Origin of the sequence: Providencia vermicola, assembly GCF_010748935.1 — a bacterium.
Taxonomy (GTDB): Bacteria; Pseudomonadota; Gammaproteobacteria; order Enterobacterales; family Enterobacteriaceae; genus Providencia; species Providencia zhejiangensis.
This window is the reverse complement of sequence record NZ_CP048796.1, coordinates 3,727,461-3,748,626: the sequence shown is the minus strand read 5'-3', so window position 1 is coordinate 3,748,626 and position 21,166 is coordinate 3,727,461. Positions and strand designations below refer to the sequence as shown.

Here is a 21,166-nt window from a genome sequence, read left to right as displayed (position 1 = left end):
CTGCTTAATAACGTGGAAATAGTAAGGGAGATGAGAGGCAATATCATGAAAAATCCCTCATAGCGGTGAGGCATATGAGGGATCAGTAACGCGGTTACAGAGCAATGACACCAATAATAGCGATCACGCTAATAATCGCCGCACCACCATAAAATACCCATTTTGATGCTGGGACATGCACTTTAAAGTCGTGCAGTGTGTGGTGAATACGGTGCATAGCACACCATACTGGTAGAATTATCATGAGCAGTAAGAAAATACGCCCGATAAAACTTTGGCAGAATGCGACAATACGCTCATAGCTTAGCATTTCAGGTGCAACACCTAATGGGATTAATATTCCCAAGAGAATGATGATAGCAGGTCCAACAATGGCACTCCACATACCACCGGCACCAAATAATCCCCAGAAAACTGGTTCATCGGAACGTTTAGGCGTTAGATTCATCAGATCCTCCGTTGATTAAAATAGCAGTGCGATTGCTAAAATCGCTGCCGTCACTAAGATCGTTAATGCCCAAAAACCTTTAACAATCGGTTCTTGTGACATTTTTTTATCACCAACGATAATACTGACGGCTTTTGGCGCTAGATTAAACCATGTTGTGGTATGAAGTAGCGTCGCAGCCAGTGTAATAATGTTGATAATAATGACGATTGGATTACTTAAAAATCCAACAAAGCTTGCCCAAGATTCTGGACCACCTTTTAAGGCGAATACGCCGAATAACACTAAAAGGCTAAACCATAGCTGAAGAACGGAGGTACTTTCACGTACGATGTAAAAGCGGTAGAAACCTAACTTTTGCCACCAGTCGCCCTTCATTTCCCTTACATAGGGTTTACGTTTTGTAGTCATGACTTCAATTCTCCTTATCGTGGCTTCAGCATGGCGATAATAAAGTCTTGCGCGCTGGCTGCTTTCGCTTGCTGGATTGCAGCTGCTGGGTCAACATGCTTAGGACAGACTTCAGAGCAGTAGCCTACAAATGTACAGCTCCAGACACCATCATCACCATTCAATAATGGCATGCGTTCTTTTGCTCCGTGGTCACGGTTATCTAAGTTGTAGCGCTCAGCCAGGGTAATTGCAGCAGGACCAACAAACTCAGGATTCAAACCAAACTGTGGGCATGCGGCATAGCAGAGACCACAGTTGATACAGCCTGAAAATTGATGATATTTCGCCATTTGAGCTGGAGTTTGCTTATTTGGCCCTTCAGAAGGTTTGCGATCATTCCCAATAATATAAGGTTTGATCGCTTCTAAGCGCTCAATAAAGTGAGTCATATCAACCACCAAATCACGTTCGATCGGGAAGTTGCCTAATGGCTCAACTTTTAGACCATTGGGGTAGTCACGTAGGAAGGTTTTACAGGCCAGTTTTGGCACTTTATCAACCATCATCCCACAAGAACCACAAATTGCCATACGGCAAGACCAACGATAAGAGAGGTCAGGTGCAAGGTTATCTTTGATATAACCTAAAGCGTCCAGCAATGAGGTTTGCTCATCATAAGGGACATCATATGCCACTAAATGGGGCTCATTATCCGTTTCAGGATTGTAGCGCATGATCTCCATTTTTAAGTGTTTCATATCATCCATTAGCTTGCTCCTTCTTTGCCTTATCTTGAGCTTCAGCTTCTGCACCATAAACACGTTTTGCTGGCTGAGATTTAGTAATCTTCACATCACTGTATTCGAGGCGAGGTGCGCCTTCTGGGTTATAGAATGCCAATGTGTGTTTTAGGAAATTCACATCATCACGCTCTGTACAGCCTTCATCAAGACGTTGGTGTGCACCACGCGATTCTTTACGATTAAAGGCGGAGTGTGCCATACATTCGGCAACATCTAAACCAAACCCAAGTTCAATAGTGTAAAGTAGATCGGTGTTGAACACGCTGCTATGGTCGGTAATTTCGACATGTTTAAAGCGTTCTTTCAATTCCGCAATTTTATCAACGGTTTTCTGCATGAGTTCAGGTGTACGGTAAATACCACAACCTTCTTCCATTGAGATTCCCATCTCATCGCGGATTTTCGACCAGCTTTCTTTCCCTTTTTGGTTGAGAAGCTTGTTCAGATTATCTTCGATATCGCGAGTGCGTGCTTCAATCGCATTTGCGTTAGCAGGCGTGGCTTCTGCTGCATGTTTAGCCGCTTGTTCACCCGCTAGGCGGCCGAAGACAACAAGCTCAGCTAATGAGTTAGAACCTAAACGGTTGGCTCCGTGCAGACCTACAGATGAACACTCACCAACAGCGAACAAGCCTTTGATGCGTGTTTCACAGTTTTGATCTGTTTCGATACCCCCCATTGTGTAGTGAGCAGTAGGGCGAACAGGAATGGGGTCAGTAACGGGGTCCACACCCACATACGCTTTTGCTAGCTCACAAATAAACGGTAGACGCTCATGCAGCTTTTCAGCGCCAAGGTGACGTAAGTCTAGATACACAACGTCACCACGATGGGTGCTAATGGTGCGTCCTGCACGCCATTCGTGCCAGAAAGCTTGCGAAACTTTGTCACGAGGACCGAGTTCCATATATTTGTTTTCAGGTTTACCGAGTGGTGTTTCTGGTCCCATGCCGTAATCTTGTAGATAACGGTAGCCATCTTTATTAACAAGGATACCACCTTCACCACGGCAGCCTTCAGTCATTAGGATACCCGATCCAGGAAGACCCGTTGGGTGATATTGAACAAACTCCATATCCCGTAGAGGGACGCCATGGCGGAATGCCATACCCATACCATCACCCGTTACGATACCACCGTTAGTGTTGTAGCGATAAACGCGCCCAGCACCGCCTGTAGCCATGATGATAGAGTTAGCTCGGATTTGAACTTTTGTACCTTCCATCATATTGAGGGCAACAAGACCACGGACTTGGCCTTCGTCAACAATGATGTCGAGAACAAAATGTTCATCAAAGCGTTGGATTTGAGGGTATTTAAGCGATGTCTGGAACAGGGTATGAAGCATATGGAAGCCAGTTTTATCGGCAGCGAACCAAGTGCGCTCAATTTTCATACCGCCAAAACGGCGAACGTTAACTGAACCATCTGGTTTACGGCTCCATGGGCATCCCCATAGTTCCAACTGAGTCATTTCTGTCGGACAGTGTTCGACAAAGTATTCGACGACATCCTGCTCACACAGCCAGTCACCGCCGGCAACCGTATCATTAAAATGATAGTCATAGGAGTCATGGGCCTGAGTCACTGCGGCTGATCCCCCCTCTGCGGCCACAGTGTGACTACGCATTGGGTAAACTTTTGAGATCAGAGCAATCTTGATATTGGGATTTGCTTCTGCGGCAGCTATCGCTGCACGTAAGCCTGCGCCCCCGGCCCCGATAATCGCTAGATCGGCATTGAAGGTTTGCACTGCGCTTCTCCATTGTTCAAGTGTAAATTAATAAATTCTTTTAAATACTTTTGATGCTTAGCTATCTGCTTGTTTGCATCACGTTGAGTGATACCGCACAAACTCTCTTTTTTAATAGTAAATAATATAATAGCTAATAATGACTTATCATGCTGTGAATTATAGCGAATAGTCCTCAGGATAAATTTGATATAGAGGGGGGTTTTAGGCGATTTCCACTATAAAATGTGATCTGTACCAAGTTTTTATTAATTGTTTTTTCATGAGCGGCATTTTAAGTTTGATGAGTCCTAAAAAAACGACAATTCAAATGATTACCATTATTTTTAACGTCAGTTTCAGGATTTAAATCTACTTTAAAGATCGCGTATTTCCTGTCGTAAAGCGAATAATAACAAAAATTTTATTGAATAAACTTATTCATCCCGAATATTCGATAGCAAATAAAATCGGTAATATCTGAAGTGCTATTTGCGCATTTTTATTGTCTGAAATACTCATTTATTTGATTAAGTTTAACGAAGAGTATTGATAACATGGCCTTAACATTACATTAGAAATAATCATGATTTTTCTTTTTTGTGCAGCTGGTTAGATGCGGTATAAAACGATCGTTACTCAATCGTGTTGGCTGAAGAATAAGCGACGCTATTTTGCTCACTTTGTTACATTTCAGTCTGTTCGTGGATGATTATGATAGCAGCGGATACCTCAATTGCATTTGATTCGTGTTAATGCATTGTTTGTCGCGCAAGAGGTGAGTAAACTGCACGACTATGTTTATTTTGGAGTGATGTTAATGAGTGAAGTAGTGGACTGGCAGCCAAGTGCACCTGTCGCGAATCTGTTAAAGCGAGCAAAAATCGTCTCTGAGATTAGACGTTTTTTTACGGAGCGCTGTGTACTTGAGGTTGAAACTCCGGCGATGAGTCAGGCGACCATCACGGATATTCACCTTGTCCCTTTTAATACCCGTTTTGTGGGACCCGGTGCTGCACAAGGGTTAGATCTCTATTTGATGACCAGCCCTGAATACCATATGAAGCGCTTATTGGCTGCGGGGAGTGGACCTATCTATCAGCTCTGCCGTAGTTTCCGTAATGAAGAAGCTGGCAGGCATCATAATCCTGAATTCACGATGCTTGAATGGTATCGTCCACATTATGATATGTATCGCCTTATCAATGAAGTTGATGATCTGCTACAGCAAATACTGGATTGTGACAGTGCGGAATTATTGTCTTATCAGCAAGCATTTTTGCGTCATCTCGACATTGATCCCCTTTCAGCAGAAAAAAGTGAATTGAGGGAAGTTGCTGCTCGTTTGGATCTGAGTAATGTCGCCGAACAAGAAGAAGATAAAGATACCCTATTGCAGTTACTGTTTACGATGGGGGTTGAACCTCATATTGGTAAAGAAAAACCCGTTGTGGTTTATCACTTCCCAGCTACTCAGGCTTCTTTAGCTGAAATCAGCACTGAAGATCATCGTGTTGCAGAACGCTTTGAGGTTTACTTTAAAGGGATGGAGTTAGCAAACGGCTTTCGTGAATTAACGGATGCGAATGAGCAACGCCAGCGTTTTGAACAAGATAATCGTCGGCGTGCTGCTATGGGGCTACCCGTGCATCCTATTGATGAACGTTTATTAGCGGCGTTAACTCATGGATTACCGGAATGTTCGGGGGTGGCATTAGGGGTTGATCGCCTAATTATGATTGCATTAGATGCAGAAAGAATCAGTGATGTGATTGCTTTTCCTGTGACTATCGCTTAATGATGATAGATTGCAGCCGTTTGGCTGCAATCGGAGGTTGTTGACAAAGTGGGATAAAAGCGTGGTTTTCACCCCTTTGTGTTATCAGCCGAAAATCAATAAATTGATTTTCCTCGTTTATTTTCAAAATCTATTCGACTTGCCGCCAAATATAATAGGTTTGTCAGCAGTCTGAGATTGCAGCCGTATGGCTGCAATCGGCTTTCTAGGGATTATGGATGCTGTTTCTGTTTTTGGAGAAACTGCACACCTAGGTCAGGGAAATCGGTAAATACACCATCTACATCAGCTTGATTGTAGATAATATCAAAGAGTTGTTGACCATCTTTAGCGTATTTCGGAAGTTTATCGACTCGAATAGTGTAAGGGTGTACCGCCATATTGTTGACATGGGCATCTTTTACCATGCCCGTTAGCTTAATATTGTCAGGGGTTGAATCTTCACTGACTAACATATGGTAGTCAGGGCCAATCCCATCGGCATATTGAGCGACTTCTTTCATTGAGCCGGGTTTAAACATCCAATCGTAGCTATAATTAACCCAAGTACCATCTGGTTTTTGTTCTTGCGTTTCGTTCCAATCCGTATAGGCAATTAACTGGACAAGCTTTAAATCCATACCCATTTCTGGCATTAAGATATTTTTGATGCGTTTTAGTTCGTTAGCATCAAAGCACTGAAGGTAAACATTTGAGTTTTTATCGGTATAGCCATACTGTTTCAAGACTTCGAGTGTTTTTTTCGTAATATCTTTGCCCTCTTGTTGGTGGAACCAAGGGGCTTTGATTTCAGGATAGATACCAATGTTTTTTCCTGTTGATTTATTCAATCCCTGAATAAATTCAATTTCTTCTTGGAAAGTATGAACTCGAAAATCTGATTTTCCCATAGGGAAGCGGTTTGGGTAGCTCTGAACCTGTTTACCATCAACAATATCAAAACCTTCAGTGAATTTTAATGATTTGATTTCATCGAGCGTAAAGTCAATGGCGTAATAGCGGCCATCTTTGCGAGCGCGGTTGGGAAAACGCTCAGCGACGTCCGTGACGCGGTCAAGGTAATGGTCATGAAGTACCACTAACTCATTGTCTTTGGTCATCACCAAATCTTGCTCAAGAAAGTCAGCACCCTGTGCATAAGCCATCGCTTTTGCTGGTAACGTGTGTTCGGGTAAGTAGCCACTTGCGCCACGGTGCGCGATAACGACCTTTTCAGTTGCTTGTGCCACTGCTGAAACTGACATCACTAAAACCATACTTGCCACCAACGTTTTTAATGGGAAGTGCATGATTGTATCTCCTTGTCACTTTTTTGGTAAAAAAAGGGCTATATCGTTTTTTGATATAGCCCAGAGCTTAGTGCACTAACGTGAATCTTTAATGAAGTGTTAGTTCATTTTCGCTAATTCACGTTTGTGTTTAGATTCGCTAACCATCACAATAAACAGTAGTACGACAGCAAGTGCAGAACCACCAATCATGACAGCAAAGCCACCATCCCAACCGAAGTAGTCGACGGTATAACCAACGATAGCACTCGCGGCAACAGAACCACCAAGGTAACCAAATAGCCCAGTAAAGCCAGCCGCAGTACCTGCCGCTTTTTTCGGTGCAAGCTCAAGAGCATGTAGACCAATCAACATTACAGGACCGTAAATTAAGAAGCCGATGATGAGCATACAAGCCATATCAACATTTGGGTTACCAGCAGGGTTCATCCAGAAGACAATGGTGGCAATCGTCACGAGAATCATGAAGAACACACCCGTTGCCCCACGATTACCGCGGAACACTTTGTCCGACATCCAACCACAGAGCAATGTACCTGGAATACCTGCATATTCGTATAGGAAATAAGCCCAAGAGGATTTATCCATAGCGAAGTGTTTTACTTCACGTAGATAGGTAGGTGACCAATCAAGTACACCGTAACGTAGTAAGTAAACGAAGACGTTAGCAATCGCGATCATCCATAAAAGTTTGTTCGGGAACACATACTTCATGAAGATTTCTTTTGCTGTTAACTCTTGCTCATCTGACTCTTTGTAGTCAGGTGGGTAGTCGTTTTTGTATTCCTCGATTGGTGGTAAACCACATGATTGTGGTGTATCACGCATTAAAGCGAAAGCAATAATCGCAACCAGAATCGCCGCGAATGCAGGCATATACAGCGCCGCTTTCCAATCGTTAAACCATGCCATACCGAGCATGAATAGGAGAGGAGGGATACCGCCACCTACGTTATGAGCACAGTTCCAAACCGAAACGATCCCACCACGTTCTTTTTGTGACCACCAGTGCACCATAGTCCGACCACAAGGAGGCCAACCCATTCCTTGGAACCAACCACATAAGAACAGCAACACGAACATAATCATGATGCTAGACGTTGCCCATGGCACAAAGCCCATGATAAGCATTACGGCTGCGGCAAGGATCAGACCGGCGGGTAAGAATACTCGCGGGTTAGAGCGGTCTGATACTGACCCCATAATAAATTTAGAGAAACCGTACGCGATAGAGATCCCTGACAATGCAAAACCCAGATCCCCTTTGGAAAAGCCTTGCTCAACAAGGTAAGGCATCGCTAATGCGAAGTTTTTTCTTACCAAGTAATACGCTGCATAACCAAAGAAAATTCCCATGAAGATTTGCCAGCGCAGTCGACGATAGACTGGATCTACCTTCTCTGCTGGCAACCTCGGGGCATGAGGTGCTGGTTTAAAAATGCTTAACATATAGCCTCCGATGGCATGCTAATAGTTATTACCTCTCACCTTCTATATCTCATGCGAGATAAAGGGTATTGAGTATTTTTTATGGATAGAATGACAAAAACGAAAGTATTCGAGTTTCATATCGAGCAATTTATTTCATAAGTGCTCTTATGATAGTCATAAAAAAACATTTTATCTGTAATCTACTGCACAAATATTTGTTTTATTTATGGGTGGCATAGTTAATGTTATTTACGAACGAAAAGAAACCATCTTTAGATGATTTATTGTGATTTGTGTCACGAATTTTGGCTTTTTATTACCTATTTTGACTTAATTGTTTTCGTTTTTGTTCCTTATCAAACATCGAGCACGTTTCTTGTCTATATTTAGTTATAGATTATAAAAATAGACCATACTAAAAGTAATGTTGATTAATGTGAGGAATGCGACATGAATGGCTCATCTGTGACTGAAACGGATGTCATCATTATTGGTGGTGGCGCAACAGGTGCAGGTGTTGCTCGTGACTGCGCCCGCCGAGGCTTAAAAGCGGTTTTACTCGAAAGGCATGATATTGCAACAGGCGCAACAGGACGCAACCACGGTTTGTTACATAGCGGTGCTCGCTATGCCGTCACGGACGGAGAATCGGCACGAGAGTGTATTGAAGAAAATAAGATACTAAAACGTATTGCTCATCATTGTATTGAAAAAACCGATGGTTTATTCATTACCTTGCCTGAAGATTCACTTGAATATCAACAACAATTTATTCAAGCCTGCCAAGCGGCGGGCATTGATGCTAATGCGATTGATCCCGCAGAAGCAATTCGTCTAGAGCCTTCAGTGAACCCACAATTAATAGGTGCGGTACGTGTACCCGATGGCACTGTAGACCCTTTTCGGTTAACGGCTGCAAATATGTTAGACGCACGGGAACATGGTGCTAAAGTGCTTACCTATCATGAAGTTATTGGTTTGATTCGTGATGGCGATAAAGTACGCGGTGTGACAGTTTATGATCACCAAGCTAAACAACAATATGATATTTATGCCGAAATAGTCGTCAATGCAGGGGGGATCTGGGGACAAAGAATCGCTGAATATGCAGATTTGAGAGTTAAAATGTTCCCTGCAAAAGGGGCTTTGCTCATTCTTGGTCATCGATTAAATAACATGGTTATTAATCGCTGTCGTAAGCCTGCGGATGCGGATATTTTGGTACCGGGTGACACCATTTCATTGATTGGTACTACCTCAACGCATATTGAATATGATCAAATTGATAATATGTACGTGACACCGGAAGAGGTCGATATTTTGATCCGCGAAGGTTCAATGCTCTCACCGGCATTAGCGAAAACACGCATATTGCGCGCTTATGCGGGGGTTAGGCCATTAGTTGCCAGCGATGATGATCCTTCTGGTCGTAATGTGAGTCGCGGTATTGTGTTGTTGGACCATGCGAAACGTGATGGCCTTGAAAACTTTATCACAATTACTGGTGGTAAATTAATGACTTACCGGTTAATGGCTGAGTGGGCGACAGATAAAGTTTGTGAGAAATTAGGTCATACGGCGAAATGTACAACCGCGGATGCCCCTTTACCAGGTTCACAGCATAGTGCAGAAGAAGCGTTGCGTAATGTTGTTTCCATTCCAGCGCCGATTCGCGGCTCGGCAGTATACCGCCATGGGGATCGCGCATCTGCGATACTGAGCACCAATCGGTTGGATAAAAGCCTCGTGTGCGAATGTGAAGCCGTCACTGCTGGAGAGGTTCGTTACGCCGTAAACTCATTAACAGTCAATAACCTACTTGATTTAAGACGACGTACTCGTGTTGGGATGGGAACTTGTCAAGGTGAGCTATGTGCTTGCCGAGCCGCGGGTCTTTTAAATCGCTTTAATGTGACGACTCCGCATGAAACCGAGCAGCAATTAGGACACTTCCTGAATGAACGTTGGAAAGGGGTGAGGCCTATTGCTTGGGGCGATGCTCTGCGAGAGAGCGAATTTACGAGCTGGGTTTACCATGGACTCTGTGGCATGAATGAAAAAACCTTGGGTAACACACCTGAGAAGGAGGCTGATAATGAAATATGATGCAGTCGTAATGGGTGGAGGCCTTGCTGGCTTGATGTGTGGTATCCGTTTAACACAATCGGGTTTATCTTGCGCCATCGTCAGTGCAGGACAAAATGCATTACATTTTTCTTCAGGCTCTTTGGATTTATTAACCCACCTTCCAGATGGACAAGTTGTCGAAAAGCCGTTGGAGGCGCTAGATAAACTCAGTGAACAGTCACCAGAGCACCCATATAGCCGCCTTGGTAAATTGTCTGTGATTAAGCTAACGCATCTTGCTGAAGCATTATTGCAGCAAAGTGGCATGAAGCTACGAGGATCCAGTGATGAAAATCATTATCGTATAACACCATTAGGGCATAAGCGCCTCACTTGGTTAAGCCCTGAATCTGTTCCGACAGCGGCGCTGCATAGCAAAATGAATATGGGTAACATCGCAGTGGTCGGTATAGAGGGTTTTTTAGATTTTCAACCTCAGATGGTCTCGGATGAATTACAACGGGAAGGTTTCAATGCGAGCCCTTACTATGTGCATTTGCCATTGCTTGATAGGCTCAGAGAAAACCCCAGCGAATTTAGGGCGATCAACGTGGCGCGTTGGCTAGATAGGCCTGAAAATATGGCAGAGATAGTAGCCGAAATTAAGCCATTAATTACCGATGCAGAGACTATTTTTATGCCTGCTTGTATAGGGTTAGACACCGAGCAGCCCTTATTGGAGCTACAAAAACAGCTAGGCAAGCCGATCTATTTATTACCTACATTACCTCCGTCATTACTTGGTATTCGATTACATGAAACGCTATTACGTCAGTTTCGCCGCCAAGGTGGGATCGTGATGCCTGGAGATAAAGTGACGTCAGTGAATTGTATTGGATCACGAATTGAATCAGTAACAACACGTAATCATGGCGATATTTCACTGAAAGCCTCACAATTTGTGTTAGCGACAGGGAGCTTTTTTAATAACGGGCTTGTTGCTGAGTTTGATCGCGTCTATGAGCCATTAATGCATCTTGATTTGTGTCATATACCTGAACGTGCTCAATGGACCAATAAAGCGTTTTTTGCTTCGCAGCCTTATATGACATTTGGTGTTCAGACAGATGAACAATTACGAGCGAAAAAAGATGGCCAAACGATCGAAAACTTGTATGTCGCTGGTGCAGTCTTAGGTGGTTTTGACCCATTAACAGAAGGTTGTGGAGCAGGGGTTTCACTCATTAGTGGGTTACATGCTGCGGGTGAAATTATGCGTTATTTTGAAAGACAAAGAGCCATGCAGGCGGAGGTGGCGCAATGAGTATTCAGGATGCGAGTTTTGAAAGTTGTATTAAATGTACTGTTTGCACAACCTATTGTCCTGTTGCTAAGGTTAATCCTCTGTATCCCGGTCCAAAACAGGCAGGTCCAGATGGAGAGCGTTTACGCTTAAAAGACCCCATGCTGTATGATGAGGCATTAAAATACTGCACGAACTGTAAGCGTTGTGAAGTTGCATGCCCATCCGATGTTAAAATCGGTGATATTATTGCGCGTGCGCGTAACACTTACAGCCAGCAAAAACCAAAATTGCGTGATGCTATTCTCAGCCATACCGATTTAATGGGCTCTTTATCGACACCTTTTGCACCGGTAGTCAATACCATTACAGGTTTGAAGCCTGTTCGCCAAATTTTAGATAAAGCGTTAAAAATCGATCATCGCCGTGAATTACCAAAATATTCGTTCGGTACATTCCGTCGTTGGTATGCAAAACAAGCGGCTGAACAACAGAAATTCCCAGAGCAGGTCGCTTTTTTTCATGGTTGTTATGTCAACTATAACCATCCACAGTTAGGTAAAGATTTAATCCACGTGTTTAATGCCATGGGAATTGGGGTTCAATTACTCAAACGTGAAAAATGCTGTGGTGTGGCGTTAATTGCCAATGGGTTTATGAAACAAGCTAAGCGTCAAGCGAACGTTAACTTAGAGTCATTACAAGAAACGATCCTTGAGAATCATATCCCTGTTGTTGCAACGTCATCGACTTGCACTTTCACACTTCGTGATGAATATACACATGTTTTAGATGTCGATACCTCTCAAATGCGCGATAACATTGAGCTAGCTACTCGTTATATTTATCGCTTATTGGAGCAAGGACGTGAATTGAAGCTTAAACAGACACCATTAAAAGTGGCGTATCACACACCTTGTCACATGGAAAAAATGGGGTGGACATCTTATACATTGGAATTGATTAAACGTGTCCCCGGTGTTGAATTAATTGTGCTTGATTCACAATGCTGTGGTATCGCAGGCACATATGGCTTTAAAAAAGAAAATTATGAGGTTTCTCAAGGAATTGGTGCGGGACTATTCCGTCAAATTGAAGAAAGTGGGGCGGATATGGTGATCACGGATTGTGAAACCTGTAAGTGGCAGATAGAGATGTCAACCAGTAAAAAATGTGAGCACCCGATTAGTTTATTAGCCAAAGCATTATAGCCAATATTATAAATGACTTAGTTAACCCGTTTGGGAGAGAGATGACCGTCTGTCTCCCTTTTTTATGTCTTTTGTTCTCTGCCAATGGTCGTTTATAGTTACGCCGTGGCTTGATGACGATGGATATTACATGTTCGATACGAGTATTACTTTCAAACTTAGAAAACTGACCCTAGAAGATAAAGAGTTCTTTTTCCAACTCTATACTAACCTTGATGTTCTACGTTTTGTTTCTAATCCAAAAACCGAAAAAGACATTCTGGCCGCTTTTGAAAGCCGTTTACCTGAATGGAACTTATCTTCAGAGCATTGGTTATGCTTGGTTATTGAAGATACTCAGACCTATCAAGCAATGGGGTTGATCGGTATTTGCTTGTCATTAGAACAGCAGCAATATGTTGGTGAAATTGGCTATTTGATTGATCCTACTTTTGCGGGGAAAGGAATCGCTACACAAGCACTGAAAATGCTGTTGGCATCACCAGAATATGCACAGATCCGTTCATTTATAGCGATAGTGACTGAAGGAAACGTGGCTTCAGAAAAAGTGTTGCTGAAGAATGGTTTTTTCAAACAGAAAGTCATTACAGAAAATTATGAAATTAATGGAGTTATTTATGATGATATCTGTTATGCATTAAATCGATAAAATGACACGTTGGTGATGGGAGCTTCACCAACGTGAGATATCATCAAATTGATTTTTTGAGAGTGTCTAACATGAGTAATACTGACATACCACCCGGATCAGCATGCCCTATGCTTCGCTCGCCTAAATAGCTCGCTCGCCCTTTACGTGCCTGCATTGGTATTGTCGATGCAACTCCTTGTTTTGCAGCCTCGACAGCGGCATCTATGGCTGTGTTTAAGGGGAGTGATACTGATTTTTCTAGCGATTCACAAACTGGCCACCAAACATCACACATCGTTTTGTCATTAGGCTCAGCTTTACCACGAGAAACAATGCCTGCGGTTCCTGCTTTGATGAGTTCAGATAAATCCGCCACATTTAAGCTTTCTTTACCTACTACACTTTGTGATGCTTTAATAAAAAATGTGCCGAATAGTGGACCGCTAGCTCCCCCAACGCTGGATAATAGTGTCATTCCCGTTGTTTTGAGGAGTGTTGCGATATCCTTGTCTTGAACCGAGGGAAGCTTCTCTGCCACTTTTTGAAAGCCTCGATTCATATTGAGGCCATGGTCGCCATCACCAATCGCGGTATCAAGCTCAGTAAGATTATTTTGCTCATGGGCAAAGGTCTGTGAGCATTGAATTAACCAATGATAGATCTGCTGTTGTGTTAAACTCATCGTGTTTTGCTCCATTTTACCGCTATTTATACTGTCTTCAGCGTAAAGGTTATCGGGTTATCAGCATTTCCAACGTAAAGCTGGGGTATTGACAGGTTCATCCCATAACATTAAAGCTTCGTCGTCTACTTTGAGTAGTGTGATTGAGATCCCTTGCATATCAAGTGCGGTACAATAGGCGCCTACAAGGCTGCGTTCGATGGTTAAACCAAAGCTGTCACAGCAGGTCTGTAAACGGTGATAGGCGGCATAAAGTTCTGATAATGGTGTTGCTCCAAGGTTATTGACGAGAGCAATGACTCGATCACCTTTTTGCAAAGGCTGTTTGATGTGTTTGTGTTCTTGCCAGCTGCCGTTTTCACGATCCCACTGACGAATGATGCGTTCATAGTGACCATTTTCGATCAGGGTTTCAAACATTTGATCGATAGTCTCATTCAAATTCGTAAAGCTTCTTCTCTCAATCCCTGGCTCTCCATGGATACCAACACCAAATTCCATTTCATTATCAGGGAGTGCAAAAGAAGGTTTTCCGGCAGCAGGAACTGTACATGCCTGTAAGGCAACACCTAAACTATAGCCGTTATTATTGATTCTATGACCCAACTCTACCAATTGATCGAGTGTATAGCCTTTGCTTGCCGCGGCACCAAGTATTTTTTCCATTAAAACGGTATTTGCCACTCCTCTACGTCCTGCCGTATATAAACTATCTTTTACAGCGACATCATCATCGACTAGTACTGTGGCAATTTTCGTTCCTGCATCGTGTAATAGCTCGGCAGCGGTTTCAAAGTTCAGCACATCTCCAGTATAGTTTTTAATGATCATCAATACGCCTTCCCCGCTATCAATAGCCATTGCGCATTCCATCATCTGGTCGGGTGTTGGCGAGGTAAACATTTCTCCAGGACATGCGCCATCTAGCATACCTAAACCGATATAGCCGCTATGCATGGGCTCATGACCGCTGCCGCCACCGGACAGGAGTCCCACTTTACCTTTAATCGGGGCATTTTTATGGACAAGATAAGTTGGGTCAACATTCAGAATTAATTCAGGATGGGCTGAGGTCAATCCTTGATTGACTTCACTAATAATATCTTCAACACGGTTAATCAGTTTTTTCATCTTACAGACTCCAAAAGATAGAGGTCGATGGTTATTTCTGTTCGTTTGTGTTCTTTTTTGTGGGAATCGAAATGGAAATGGCGCGAATCGTTTCGATTATGTCGTCAGATTATCATGGCTGTGAAATTATTGATGAATCAAACCAATAAAATGAGAGTTGGATCAGTAATTTTTCGGGGGGAGAGAAGGGGGAGGACATCCCCCTTCACTTTCACTCTAATGCTGATTCGCAAGTTTTTGCTCGGCTGTTTGAGCAAAAAAGGTTTTCAAAATAAAGTTAAGTAACACGCCATAAGCAGGAAGGAAAAATAGCATGCAAATGAAAAGCTTAAAGGCATAATCTACTAAAGCGATTTCTACCCAATTCGCCGCCATAAAAGGGTCGCTACTGCGATAGAATGCAATAAAGAAGAAGGCAATAGTATCGATTAAGTTGCCAAAAAACATCGCACATGCTGGTGCAACGTACCAACGTTTATTTTGACGTAATTTATTGAATACGCTGACATCCATTATCTGGCCTAGAACATAAGCCATAAAGCTCGCTGCGGCAATGCGGGCGACAAATAAATTAAATGTTGTTAATGTCGTAAACCCCTGCCATTCGCCTTGGAAAAACAGCGCAGAAATGACATAGGAAATGAGCAGTGCAGGCAACATTACGGCAGTAATGATCCGACGAGCTAAGGGAGCACCATAAATTCGCACGGTGAGGTCGGTTGCTAAAAAAATAAATGGAAAGGTAAAAGCTCCCCATGTGGTATGAAAACCGAATATATTAATCGGTAACTGCACAAGGTAATTACTTGAAGTAATAATTAAGATATGAAACAAAGATAGCCAAATTAATGCACTGGCTTTTTGCTGTGCTGTGAATGAAAACATATTGTACCTTTTTAAGTAGCAATGGGGTGAGGGAACCCATAAAAAATTCTCCCGACATTGGGAAGTGCGCATAATACGCTTGTTGCGCAACAAAAGCAAAACTGTTAGGCCCGCCGCGCTATTTTTTATTATATAATCAAAGAATCTTTTATTATTTATAGAAGCCTTGTTATGCCTGATTTATTTTTAAATGCGACTAAAACTCTTGATACACTAGGTTTGCGTTGTCCTGAGCCAGTGATGTTAGTTCGTAAAACGGTTCGTGGTATGAATGCCGGTGATACTTTACTCATCATTGCAGATGATCCTGCAACTACACGTGATATCCCTGGTTTCTGCCGTTTTATGGAGCATGAATTATTGGCTGTTGAAACTGAACAAACGCCATACCGCTATTTATTACGTAAAAAACCGGAAGGTCTGTGAGACCTTTTGCGTGATATAGGATACTTGCGTGCGGTCAGCTTAAAGGCTATCGCACGAACTGGATATTATGACTGGCGAGTATCCTTATTCTCTTGAATTATAAGCTGTAATTCTTCATGGCTAAAATTTAAGCTCTTCATGACGAGTTCGAAGCTGGCACCATTTTTTAGTAATGAAAGCGCATTTTCGTGTCTCGCTTTTTGCATACCTGCAATCTCACCTTCTAGCTTGGCTTTATCTTTTAAACGTTGAGCGATATTCATAGTAACACCTTGATGATTTTCAATTTGTTCAATTAGCTGTTGAATTATTTGTTCAAAATACTGAGATGAATCTAACGTAGTGAACAGATAGTTAATAATGATGCTGATATCTTGCTCATTATTATAGTGCTTATTTAGTGCTTGAGCGAGTAGGCTCGTCACTTGCTGATATTCGTCACGTAGATTTTTATGCTTCAGTGCGAGTTCCATTACGGCAATTTTTCGATGATTAACTAATTCATTATCATCAATAACAGTGATATCCACCAATGGAAATGGATTAAAGTACAGCTCATCAGCGAGTTCGGGCCAAGAAAAACAGTGAGTCCATGTTTTCAAATAAGGATAGGGGGAGTTATTCCCATGATAAAATAAAATGGGTACGACGAGCGGTAAACTTTTATGACCTTGCTGAAGGTGTTGATTCATTGCCAAAAATGCATAATGCATTAACCGCCAACTCATTAATTTATCAGGCGTTGATTGATGCTCTATGAGGAGATAAAGATAACCATCACCCAGTTTTGTTTGTACGGTATAAAGAACATCAGATAAGCGAGAGCGTAGTTTTTTATCAATAAAAGAGGAGTTAGTTAGTGCTAACGTATTAAAGTCACATAACGAGCGAATATGTTTAGGCAAATGAATATCGAAAAAATCGCGGGCATTATCTATTTGGGTTAAAAAACCTTTAAAGGCGGCATCATGTGGTGTTGTAGGATTTTTTTGAATCATACTCGCGACCTCCCATCCATATCCTTATTGTGATGAAGATAGTAGCGAATATAGAGACAAAATAGAAAAAAGTTACTCCTAATTTAGTGTGAAAAAATAATTTGTTTTTTTATAAGTTACATATCATTACCTGTTATATTTAAAATTATTTTAGCTATCTAATAAAAATTAAAATGAAAAAATGATGGCTAATTAATGTTTAATGAATGAGGTCTCTCTTTATAGCAAAGAAGCGCCATGACGGCGCTTCTTGAGTGATTTAGTCAATATTATTTTTTAAGTTGTGGTAGTTTTACTTTCAGTAAGCGCACCGCATTAGCTGTGACTAAGGCTGTTGCTCCTGAATCGGCAAGAACTGCAACCCATAATCCGGTGATACCGAGTAAACTTGTGACTAAGAATACGGCCTTTAACCCTAAAGCAATGGTGATATTTTCGCGAATAATCTTACGTGTGGCCTGTGATAACGCAATGATTTCAGGTAAACCCGTTAAACGGTTGTGGGTGAGTGCCGCATCAGCGGTTTCCAGAGCCACATCGGTTCCACTTCCCATGGCAACACCAATACTAGACGCTTTCATGGCTGGGGCATCATTGATCCCATCACCGACCATCATGGTGCTATGGTTACGATTTAGCGCCATAACCGCAGTCACTTTATCTTCTGGAAGCAAGCCAGCACGATATTCCATACCGAGTTGCCCAGCGATAGCCGCAGCGGCTCGAGGGTTATCACCGGTCAACATTACTGCATTGACGTTCAAGGTTTTCAACATACTCATCGCATCAATTGCATCACGACGCAGTGTATCTTGTAAGGCGGTTAAGCCAATGACTCGATTATCTTCTACTGTAACGACAACGGTTTTACCTTGAGCTTCCAGTGACTCCACCTTGTTTTGCCAAAAAGGCTCAAGCGGAGTATCTAATCGACTCGGTGCACTAACTAAAATATGTCTACCATTCAGATAACCTTCAACTCCTTTTCCTGCTAAAGCTTTACGATTATCGGCTTCAACGATTGTGAGGGACAGAGCTTCAGCTTTATTGAGTACGGCTTTTGCAAGAGGATGGTGTGAACCCGCTTCTACAGCAGCAGTCATTTGTATCAACTCATTTTCAGACACGCCATCAACAGGCACTAAATCAGTAACATGAGGTTTACCTTCAGTTAAAGTGCCCGTTTTATCCAGCGCGATAGTGGTTACTGAACCTAGCTGTTCAAGAGCAGCTCCTCCTTTAATTAGCGCTCCACGACGAGTTGCGGTGGCTAAGGCGGAAGTAATTGCTGCGGGTGTAGAGATAACCAAGGCACATGGACAACCAATAAGCAGTAAGGTTAAGCCACGGTAGATCCAAGTTTCCCAAGGTGCACCAAAGAACATCGGGGGAACAACAACCACTAATGCAGAGAACAGCATGATCAACGGTGTATAAATACGGCTGAAGCGGTCAATAAAACGTTCAATGGGAGCTCGACGCTCTTCAGCTTCTTCAATAAGTTGTAAAATGCGGTCGATAGCATTTTGCCCCTGTTCTGAAACGACTTTCATTTGCACTGTACGGTCGACGGATAGGCAGCCTGCCGCAACTTTTTCGCCCACATTGCGTTCGACAGGAACTGATTCTCCGGTTAATGAACTTTCATCGAAACTCGCAAAACCAGAGACCAGTTCAGCGTCGGTTGGTAACCGACCACCAGGTGCAATCTCAATAATATCGCCAGGACGTAATTGAGAGACAGGAACGGTGGTTTTTTTGCCATCTTTAACGAGTATCGCTTCTTCTGGAACAAGCGCCATGAGGGCACTCACTCCGCGTCGTGCTCGACCCGCGGAATATGATTCCAACATTTCACCCAACATAAACAACAAGATAACCATTGCTGCTTCTTCTGTTGCTTGAATAAAGATGGCACCGATAGCTGCGACTGTCATGAGCGTTTCAATGGCAAAAGGGGTGCCTGTGCGGATCAAACGTAATGACTTACGTGCGATAGGATAGAGCCCAAATAGCGTAGTTAAGGTAAAAGCAATGATACCGATTTGAGGGTTAAACCGTTCTATTCCCCAACTGATAGCCATCAAAATCGCCAATATAATGACAGGCTTGGATTCGCTTAGTAAGCTGGGTGGTGGCGCAATAGTGGCCGCATTGTTGTTACCCACTTCCAGCAATTCATAGCCAGCGGCCTCTACTGTGGAACGAACAGAGGCACTGATATCTTTATCCGCATCAACGACGAGCTTTTCGGTGGCAAACAGCACTTTAGCTTGCTTAACTTCAGTGATTTGCTTTACGGCATTTTCAATTTTTTGCGCACAGCTTGGGCAGTCCATTCCACGGATTATCCAGTTAAAACGTTGTCCAGCGGCTTGTGCGGGGGCGACATCATTCTGCGATTCAGCAGAAGAATGACAACATGAAGCGTGCGAGTGATCATGTTCTTTATGATCATGGTCGGTATGCAGGTGATCATGTTTTTTGTGGTCATGTGTCTGATGAGAGGACGAGCTACAATGTTGGTGCTGGTGATCCTCTTCGTCGTCGTCAGGGTGTTTCTCTACACGGCTCTGTTCATGTGTATGTGAGTCTTTACTTACATCTTGGCTGTTCTGTACTGCGGTTGAAGTGCAAGTACTGCTGCTTGAACAGCAAGAACTCGTGTGTTGATGTGTTTCTTTATGGTTATGTGAGTGCATATACGCCCCCTTATCAAATAATGACACTTAATCAATATTGATAAGTCTATACTTTGGAGTCTACTCCAGAGTCAAACAAATAAGAGGGGGCCAATTGATAAAAAGTGCTATTTGAGAATTTTATCAATTGGCAAACGTGATGGGCTATAGATAAATTGCACGGATAATGAAGAATTGGCCAAGGAAATAAAGCGCTGCAACAATGGCTTTGGAGGCTTTAAACGGGAAACGGAAACGTGCAATGAGCCAGATACAGTTAGAAATAAACAGTAAAAACGCACCAACCATAATCGAGAAATTATAGTCGCGGCCAAGCCCAAAGAATTGGTCACCAGCAACCCAAGCCATAATCATACTCATGATTAATAATGCAAAGACCAGCGCTTGTAATTCTGCTAATTTTGACCAAATCAATATTAGCGTAATAGCAGCAATGATAAGCGGTACGGGTAGCCAAGGAAGATAAAGGCTAAAATCTAGCTGCATACCAAAGCTTATCGTGTAAAGAAGATAGCTAATAAACAGTAGTGCTACTGAAATTAGTAAGCGCTCACTTGATACCATTCGCATGATATCCGCAAGTAATGAGACAGCGAGTGCAGCGAGGATTAAGTACCCTTGAGTCGTAAGAAAATCAGCATTCCAACCCCAAAGTAACAATAATATCAGGGTGATAGGGCGAAATAACCAACGTTGCCACTCAGGGCCTCGATATGCTGCATCCACGTACAGCCAACCAGAAAAAAGTACGGCAAGGAATGGCCAACTAATCATAAACACATCCTTATAAATTCAAATTAGTGAAGTAACTATGGTGGTGTTCCTTCTGTGTGATTAAGATAAACTATACTGACGAACACTTTAAGCACAATGTTAAATTTATGAATAAACCTATTCTGTTATTTATTGTATTAGCAATTATTGCTGTCTTAGCAACAAAGCGTTTTTTCGACCAACGAAAGCAAAATGAGATCAATGATAACGCCTTGCCTGTCAGCTATTTGGTCATTGTTGATAGCAAAAAAGATTACCCTTACCCAAATATGCGTTCTCGAGAAAGGGATGTGGTATCACCAGAAACGTTTCGCTATGAAGTGTATTTTAAGCCACTAAATAATACAGAAGTAATTAAAGTTATTGTGAATGAGGCCCAGTATCAAAGCATTGAGAAAGGTCGTCGGGGCACTTTGCGCTTGAAAGGAACTCGCTTTCTCAGTTTTGACCCCGACGAATAGG

At 42.6% G+C, this 21,166-nt stretch carries 19 protein-coding genes; 7 read left to right on the top strand and 12 right to left on the bottom strand.

All coding sequences use genetic code 11. The annotated features are described in order from the left end of the window. Positions 1–94: 94 nt before the first annotated feature. From frdD to frdA, 4 genes are read right to left on the bottom strand one after another with little or no spacing between them, the layout of a single operon-like run. Positions 95–448, bottom strand: a complete 354-nt coding sequence (frdD, locus tag G3341_RS16950) for a fumarate reductase subunit FrdD (RefSeq protein WP_004925804.1) — start codon at positions 446–448, stop codon at positions 95–97. Between the two features lie 15 nt (positions 449–463). After that, positions 464–859: a fumarate reductase subunit FrdC gene (gene frdC / locus G3341_RS16945; RefSeq protein WP_004925800.1), complete on the bottom strand. Its 396-nt coding sequence runs from the start codon at positions 857–859 to the stop codon at positions 464–466. Positions 860–873: 14 nt separating this feature from the next. Beyond that, entirely contained in the window at positions 874–1,608 is a 735-nt protein-coding gene (locus tag G3341_RS16940; protein WP_154624539.1) for a succinate dehydrogenase/fumarate reductase iron-sulfur subunit, read from the bottom strand. Beyond that, positions 1,601–3,397 (bottom strand): fumarate reductase (quinol) flavoprotein subunit, encoded by a 1,797-nt coding sequence (frdA, locus tag G3341_RS16935; protein WP_163863066.1) that lies wholly within the window; start codon positions 3,395–3,397, stop codon positions 1,601–1,603. Before frdA ends, G3341_RS16940 begins: the two co-directional genes overlap by 8 nt. A 799-nt stretch (positions 3,398–4,196) precedes the next feature. On the opposite strand from frdA, the gene epmA reads away from it, so the two are divergent. Further along, positions 4,197–5,174, top strand: a complete 978-nt coding sequence (epmA, locus tag G3341_RS16930; protein ID WP_163863651.1) for an elongation factor P--(R)-beta-lysine ligase — start codon at positions 4,197–4,199, stop codon at positions 5,172–5,174. 212 nt (positions 5,175–5,386) lie between these two features. Here the strand turns inward: epmA and glpQ are convergent, their stop codons facing one another. Then, on the bottom strand, positions 5,387–6,463 hold the full coding sequence (gene glpQ, locus G3341_RS16925; RefSeq protein ID WP_163863064.1) for a glycerophosphodiester phosphodiesterase: 1,077 nt from the start codon (positions 6,461–6,463) through the stop codon (positions 5,387–5,389). A 99-nt stretch (positions 6,464–6,562) separates the two neighbouring features. Beyond that, positions 6,563–7,912 carry a glycerol-3-phosphate transporter gene (gene glpT, locus G3341_RS16920; RefSeq protein WP_163863061.1) on the bottom strand — a complete coding sequence of 450 codons (1,350 nt, stop codon included), beginning with the start codon at positions 7,910–7,912 and terminating at the stop codon, positions 6,563–6,565. Between the two features lie 432 nt (positions 7,913–8,344). On the opposite strand from glpT, the gene glpA reads away from it, so the two are divergent. The 4 genes from glpA to G3341_RS16900 all read left to right on the top strand — a co-directional run bounded on the left by glpA (position 8,345) and on the right by G3341_RS16900 (position 13,124). Further along, entirely contained in the window at positions 8,345–10,000 is a 1,656-nt protein-coding gene (gene glpA, locus G3341_RS16915) for an anaerobic glycerol-3-phosphate dehydrogenase subunit A (protein ID WP_154622034.1), read from the top strand. Continuing rightward, positions 9,990–11,285, top strand: a complete 1,296-nt coding sequence (gene glpB, locus G3341_RS16910) for a glycerol-3-phosphate dehydrogenase subunit GlpB (RefSeq protein WP_163863059.1) — start codon at positions 9,990–9,992, stop codon at positions 11,283–11,285. Before glpA ends, glpB begins: the two co-directional genes overlap by 11 nt. Then, the gene (gene glpC, locus G3341_RS16905; RefSeq protein WP_163863057.1) at positions 11,282–12,475 is read left to right on the top strand and encodes an anaerobic glycerol-3-phosphate dehydrogenase subunit GlpC; all 1,194 of its coding nucleotides are present in this window, start codon (positions 11,282–11,284) and stop codon (positions 12,473–12,475) included. Before glpB ends, glpC begins: the two co-directional genes overlap by 4 nt. Before the next feature lie 130 nt (positions 12,476–12,605). Continuing rightward, positions 12,606–13,124 (top strand): GNAT family N-acetyltransferase, encoded by a 519-nt coding sequence (locus G3341_RS16900; protein WP_154622031.1) that lies wholly within the window; start codon positions 12,606–12,608, stop codon positions 13,122–13,124. A gap of 43 nt (positions 13,125–13,167) precedes the next feature. On the opposite strand, the gene dhaL is transcribed toward G3341_RS16900, so the two are convergent. The 3 genes from dhaL to G3341_RS16885 form a co-directional block, all read right to left on the bottom strand. Further along, complete coding sequence (dhaL, locus tag G3341_RS16895; protein WP_163863055.1) at positions 13,168–13,788, bottom strand: dihydroxyacetone kinase subunit DhaL; 621 nt, start codon at positions 13,786–13,788, stop codon at positions 13,168–13,170. A 60-nt stretch (positions 13,789–13,848) separates the two neighbouring features. Next, complete coding sequence (dhaK, locus tag G3341_RS16890) at positions 13,849–14,919, bottom strand: dihydroxyacetone kinase subunit DhaK (protein ID WP_154622029.1); 1,071 nt, start codon at positions 14,917–14,919, stop codon at positions 13,849–13,851. Positions 14,920–15,135: 216 nt separating this feature from the next. Beyond that, positions 15,136–15,804 (bottom strand): 7-cyano-7-deazaguanine/7-aminomethyl-7-deazaguanine transporter, encoded by a 669-nt coding sequence (locus G3341_RS16885; RefSeq protein ID WP_154622028.1) that lies wholly within the window; start codon positions 15,802–15,804, stop codon positions 15,136–15,138. A gap of 171 nt (positions 15,805–15,975) precedes the next feature. Here G3341_RS16885 and tusA point away from each other — a divergent pair, with 171 nt between their 5' ends. Then, a complete protein-coding gene (gene tusA, locus G3341_RS16880; RefSeq protein ID WP_154622529.1) occupies positions 15,976–16,230 on the top strand; it encodes a sulfurtransferase TusA in 255 nt (84 codons plus the stop codon). A 65-nt stretch (positions 16,231–16,295) separates the two neighbouring features. Here tusA and G3341_RS16875 read toward each other — a convergent pair whose 3' ends face one another. From G3341_RS16875 to G3341_RS16865, 3 genes are all read right to left on the bottom strand, one after another. Next, the gene (locus tag G3341_RS16875) at positions 16,296–17,228 is read right to left on the bottom strand and encodes an Rpn family recombination-promoting nuclease/putative transposase (protein WP_163863053.1); all 933 of its coding nucleotides are present in this window, start codon (positions 17,226–17,228) and stop codon (positions 16,296–16,298) included. Positions 17,229–17,497: 269 nt separating this feature from the next. After that, complete coding sequence (locus tag G3341_RS16870; RefSeq protein WP_154624050.1) at positions 17,498–19,930, bottom strand: zinc/cadmium/mercury/lead-transporting ATPase; 2,433 nt, start codon at positions 19,928–19,930, stop codon at positions 17,498–17,500. A 144-nt stretch (positions 19,931–20,074) separates the two neighbouring features. After that, entirely contained in the window at positions 20,075–20,704 is a 630-nt protein-coding gene (locus G3341_RS16865) for a lysoplasmalogenase (protein WP_154624049.1), read from the bottom strand. Between the two features lie 107 nt (positions 20,705–20,811). Here G3341_RS16865 and G3341_RS16860 point away from each other — a divergent pair, with 107 nt between their 5' ends. Continuing rightward, complete coding sequence (locus G3341_RS16860) at positions 20,812–21,165, top strand: DUF2500 domain-containing protein (protein ID WP_196713644.1); 354 nt, start codon at positions 20,812–20,814, stop codon at positions 21,163–21,165. Position 21,166 lies beyond the last annotated feature (1 nt).

Bases quoted from the DNA above. Each gene is read 5' to 3' on its own strand.
- dhaK (WP_154622029.1), bottom strand. From the start codon at position 14,919: ATGAAAAAACTGATTAACCGTGTTGAAGATATTATTAGTGAAGTCAAT.
- glpC (WP_163863057.1), top strand. From the start codon at position 11,282: ATGAGTATTCAGGATGCGAGTTTTGAAAGTTGTATTAAATGTACTGTT.
- frdD (WP_004925804.1), bottom strand. From the start codon at position 448: ATGAATCTAACGCCTAAACGTTCCGATGAACCAGTTTTCTGGGGATTA.
- glpT (WP_163863061.1), bottom strand. From the start codon at position 7,912: ATGTTAAGCATTTTTAAACCAGCACCTCATGCCCCGAGGTTGCCAGCA.
- G3341_RS16875 (WP_163863053.1), bottom strand. From the start codon at position 17,228: ATGATTCAAAAAAATCCTACAACACCACATGATGCCGCCTTTAAAGGT.
- G3341_RS16870 (WP_154624050.1), bottom strand. From the start codon at position 19,930: ATGCACTCACATAACCATAAAGAAACACATCAACACACGAGTTCTTGC.
- G3341_RS16940 (WP_154624539.1), bottom strand. From the start codon at position 1,608: ATGGATGATATGAAACACTTAAAAATGGAGATCATGCGCTACAATCCT.
- G3341_RS16885 (WP_154622028.1), bottom strand. From the start codon at position 15,804: ATGTTTTCATTCACAGCACAGCAAAAAGCCAGTGCATTAATTTGGCTA.
- glpA (WP_154622034.1), top strand. From the start codon at position 8,345: ATGAATGGCTCATCTGTGACTGAAACGGATGTCATCATTATTGGTGGT.
- frdC (WP_004925800.1), bottom strand. From the start codon at position 859: ATGACTACAAAACGTAAACCCTATGTAAGGGAAATGAAGGGCGACTGG.
- G3341_RS16900 (WP_154622031.1), top strand. From the start codon at position 12,606: ATGTTCGATACGAGTATTACTTTCAAACTTAGAAAACTGACCCTAGAA.
- tusA (WP_154622529.1), top strand. From the start codon at position 15,976: ATGCCTGATTTATTTTTAAATGCGACTAAAACTCTTGATACACTAGGT.
- dhaL (WP_163863055.1), bottom strand. From the start codon at position 13,788: ATGAGTTTAACACAACAGCAGATCTATCATTGGTTAATTCAATGCTCA.
- epmA (WP_163863651.1), top strand. From the start codon at position 4,197: ATGAGTGAAGTAGTGGACTGGCAGCCAAGTGCACCTGTCGCGAATCTG.
- glpQ (WP_163863064.1), bottom strand. From the start codon at position 6,463: ATGCACTTCCCATTAAAAACGTTGGTGGCAAGTATGGTTTTAGTGATG.
- G3341_RS16860 (WP_196713644.1), top strand. From the start codon at position 20,812: ATGAATAAACCTATTCTGTTATTTATTGTATTAGCAATTATTGCTGTC.
- glpB (WP_163863059.1), top strand. From the start codon at position 9,990: ATGAAATATGATGCAGTCGTAATGGGTGGAGGCCTTGCTGGCTTGATG.
- G3341_RS16865 (WP_154624049.1), bottom strand. From the start codon at position 20,704: ATGATTAGTTGGCCATTCCTTGCCGTACTTTTTTCTGGTTGGCTGTAC.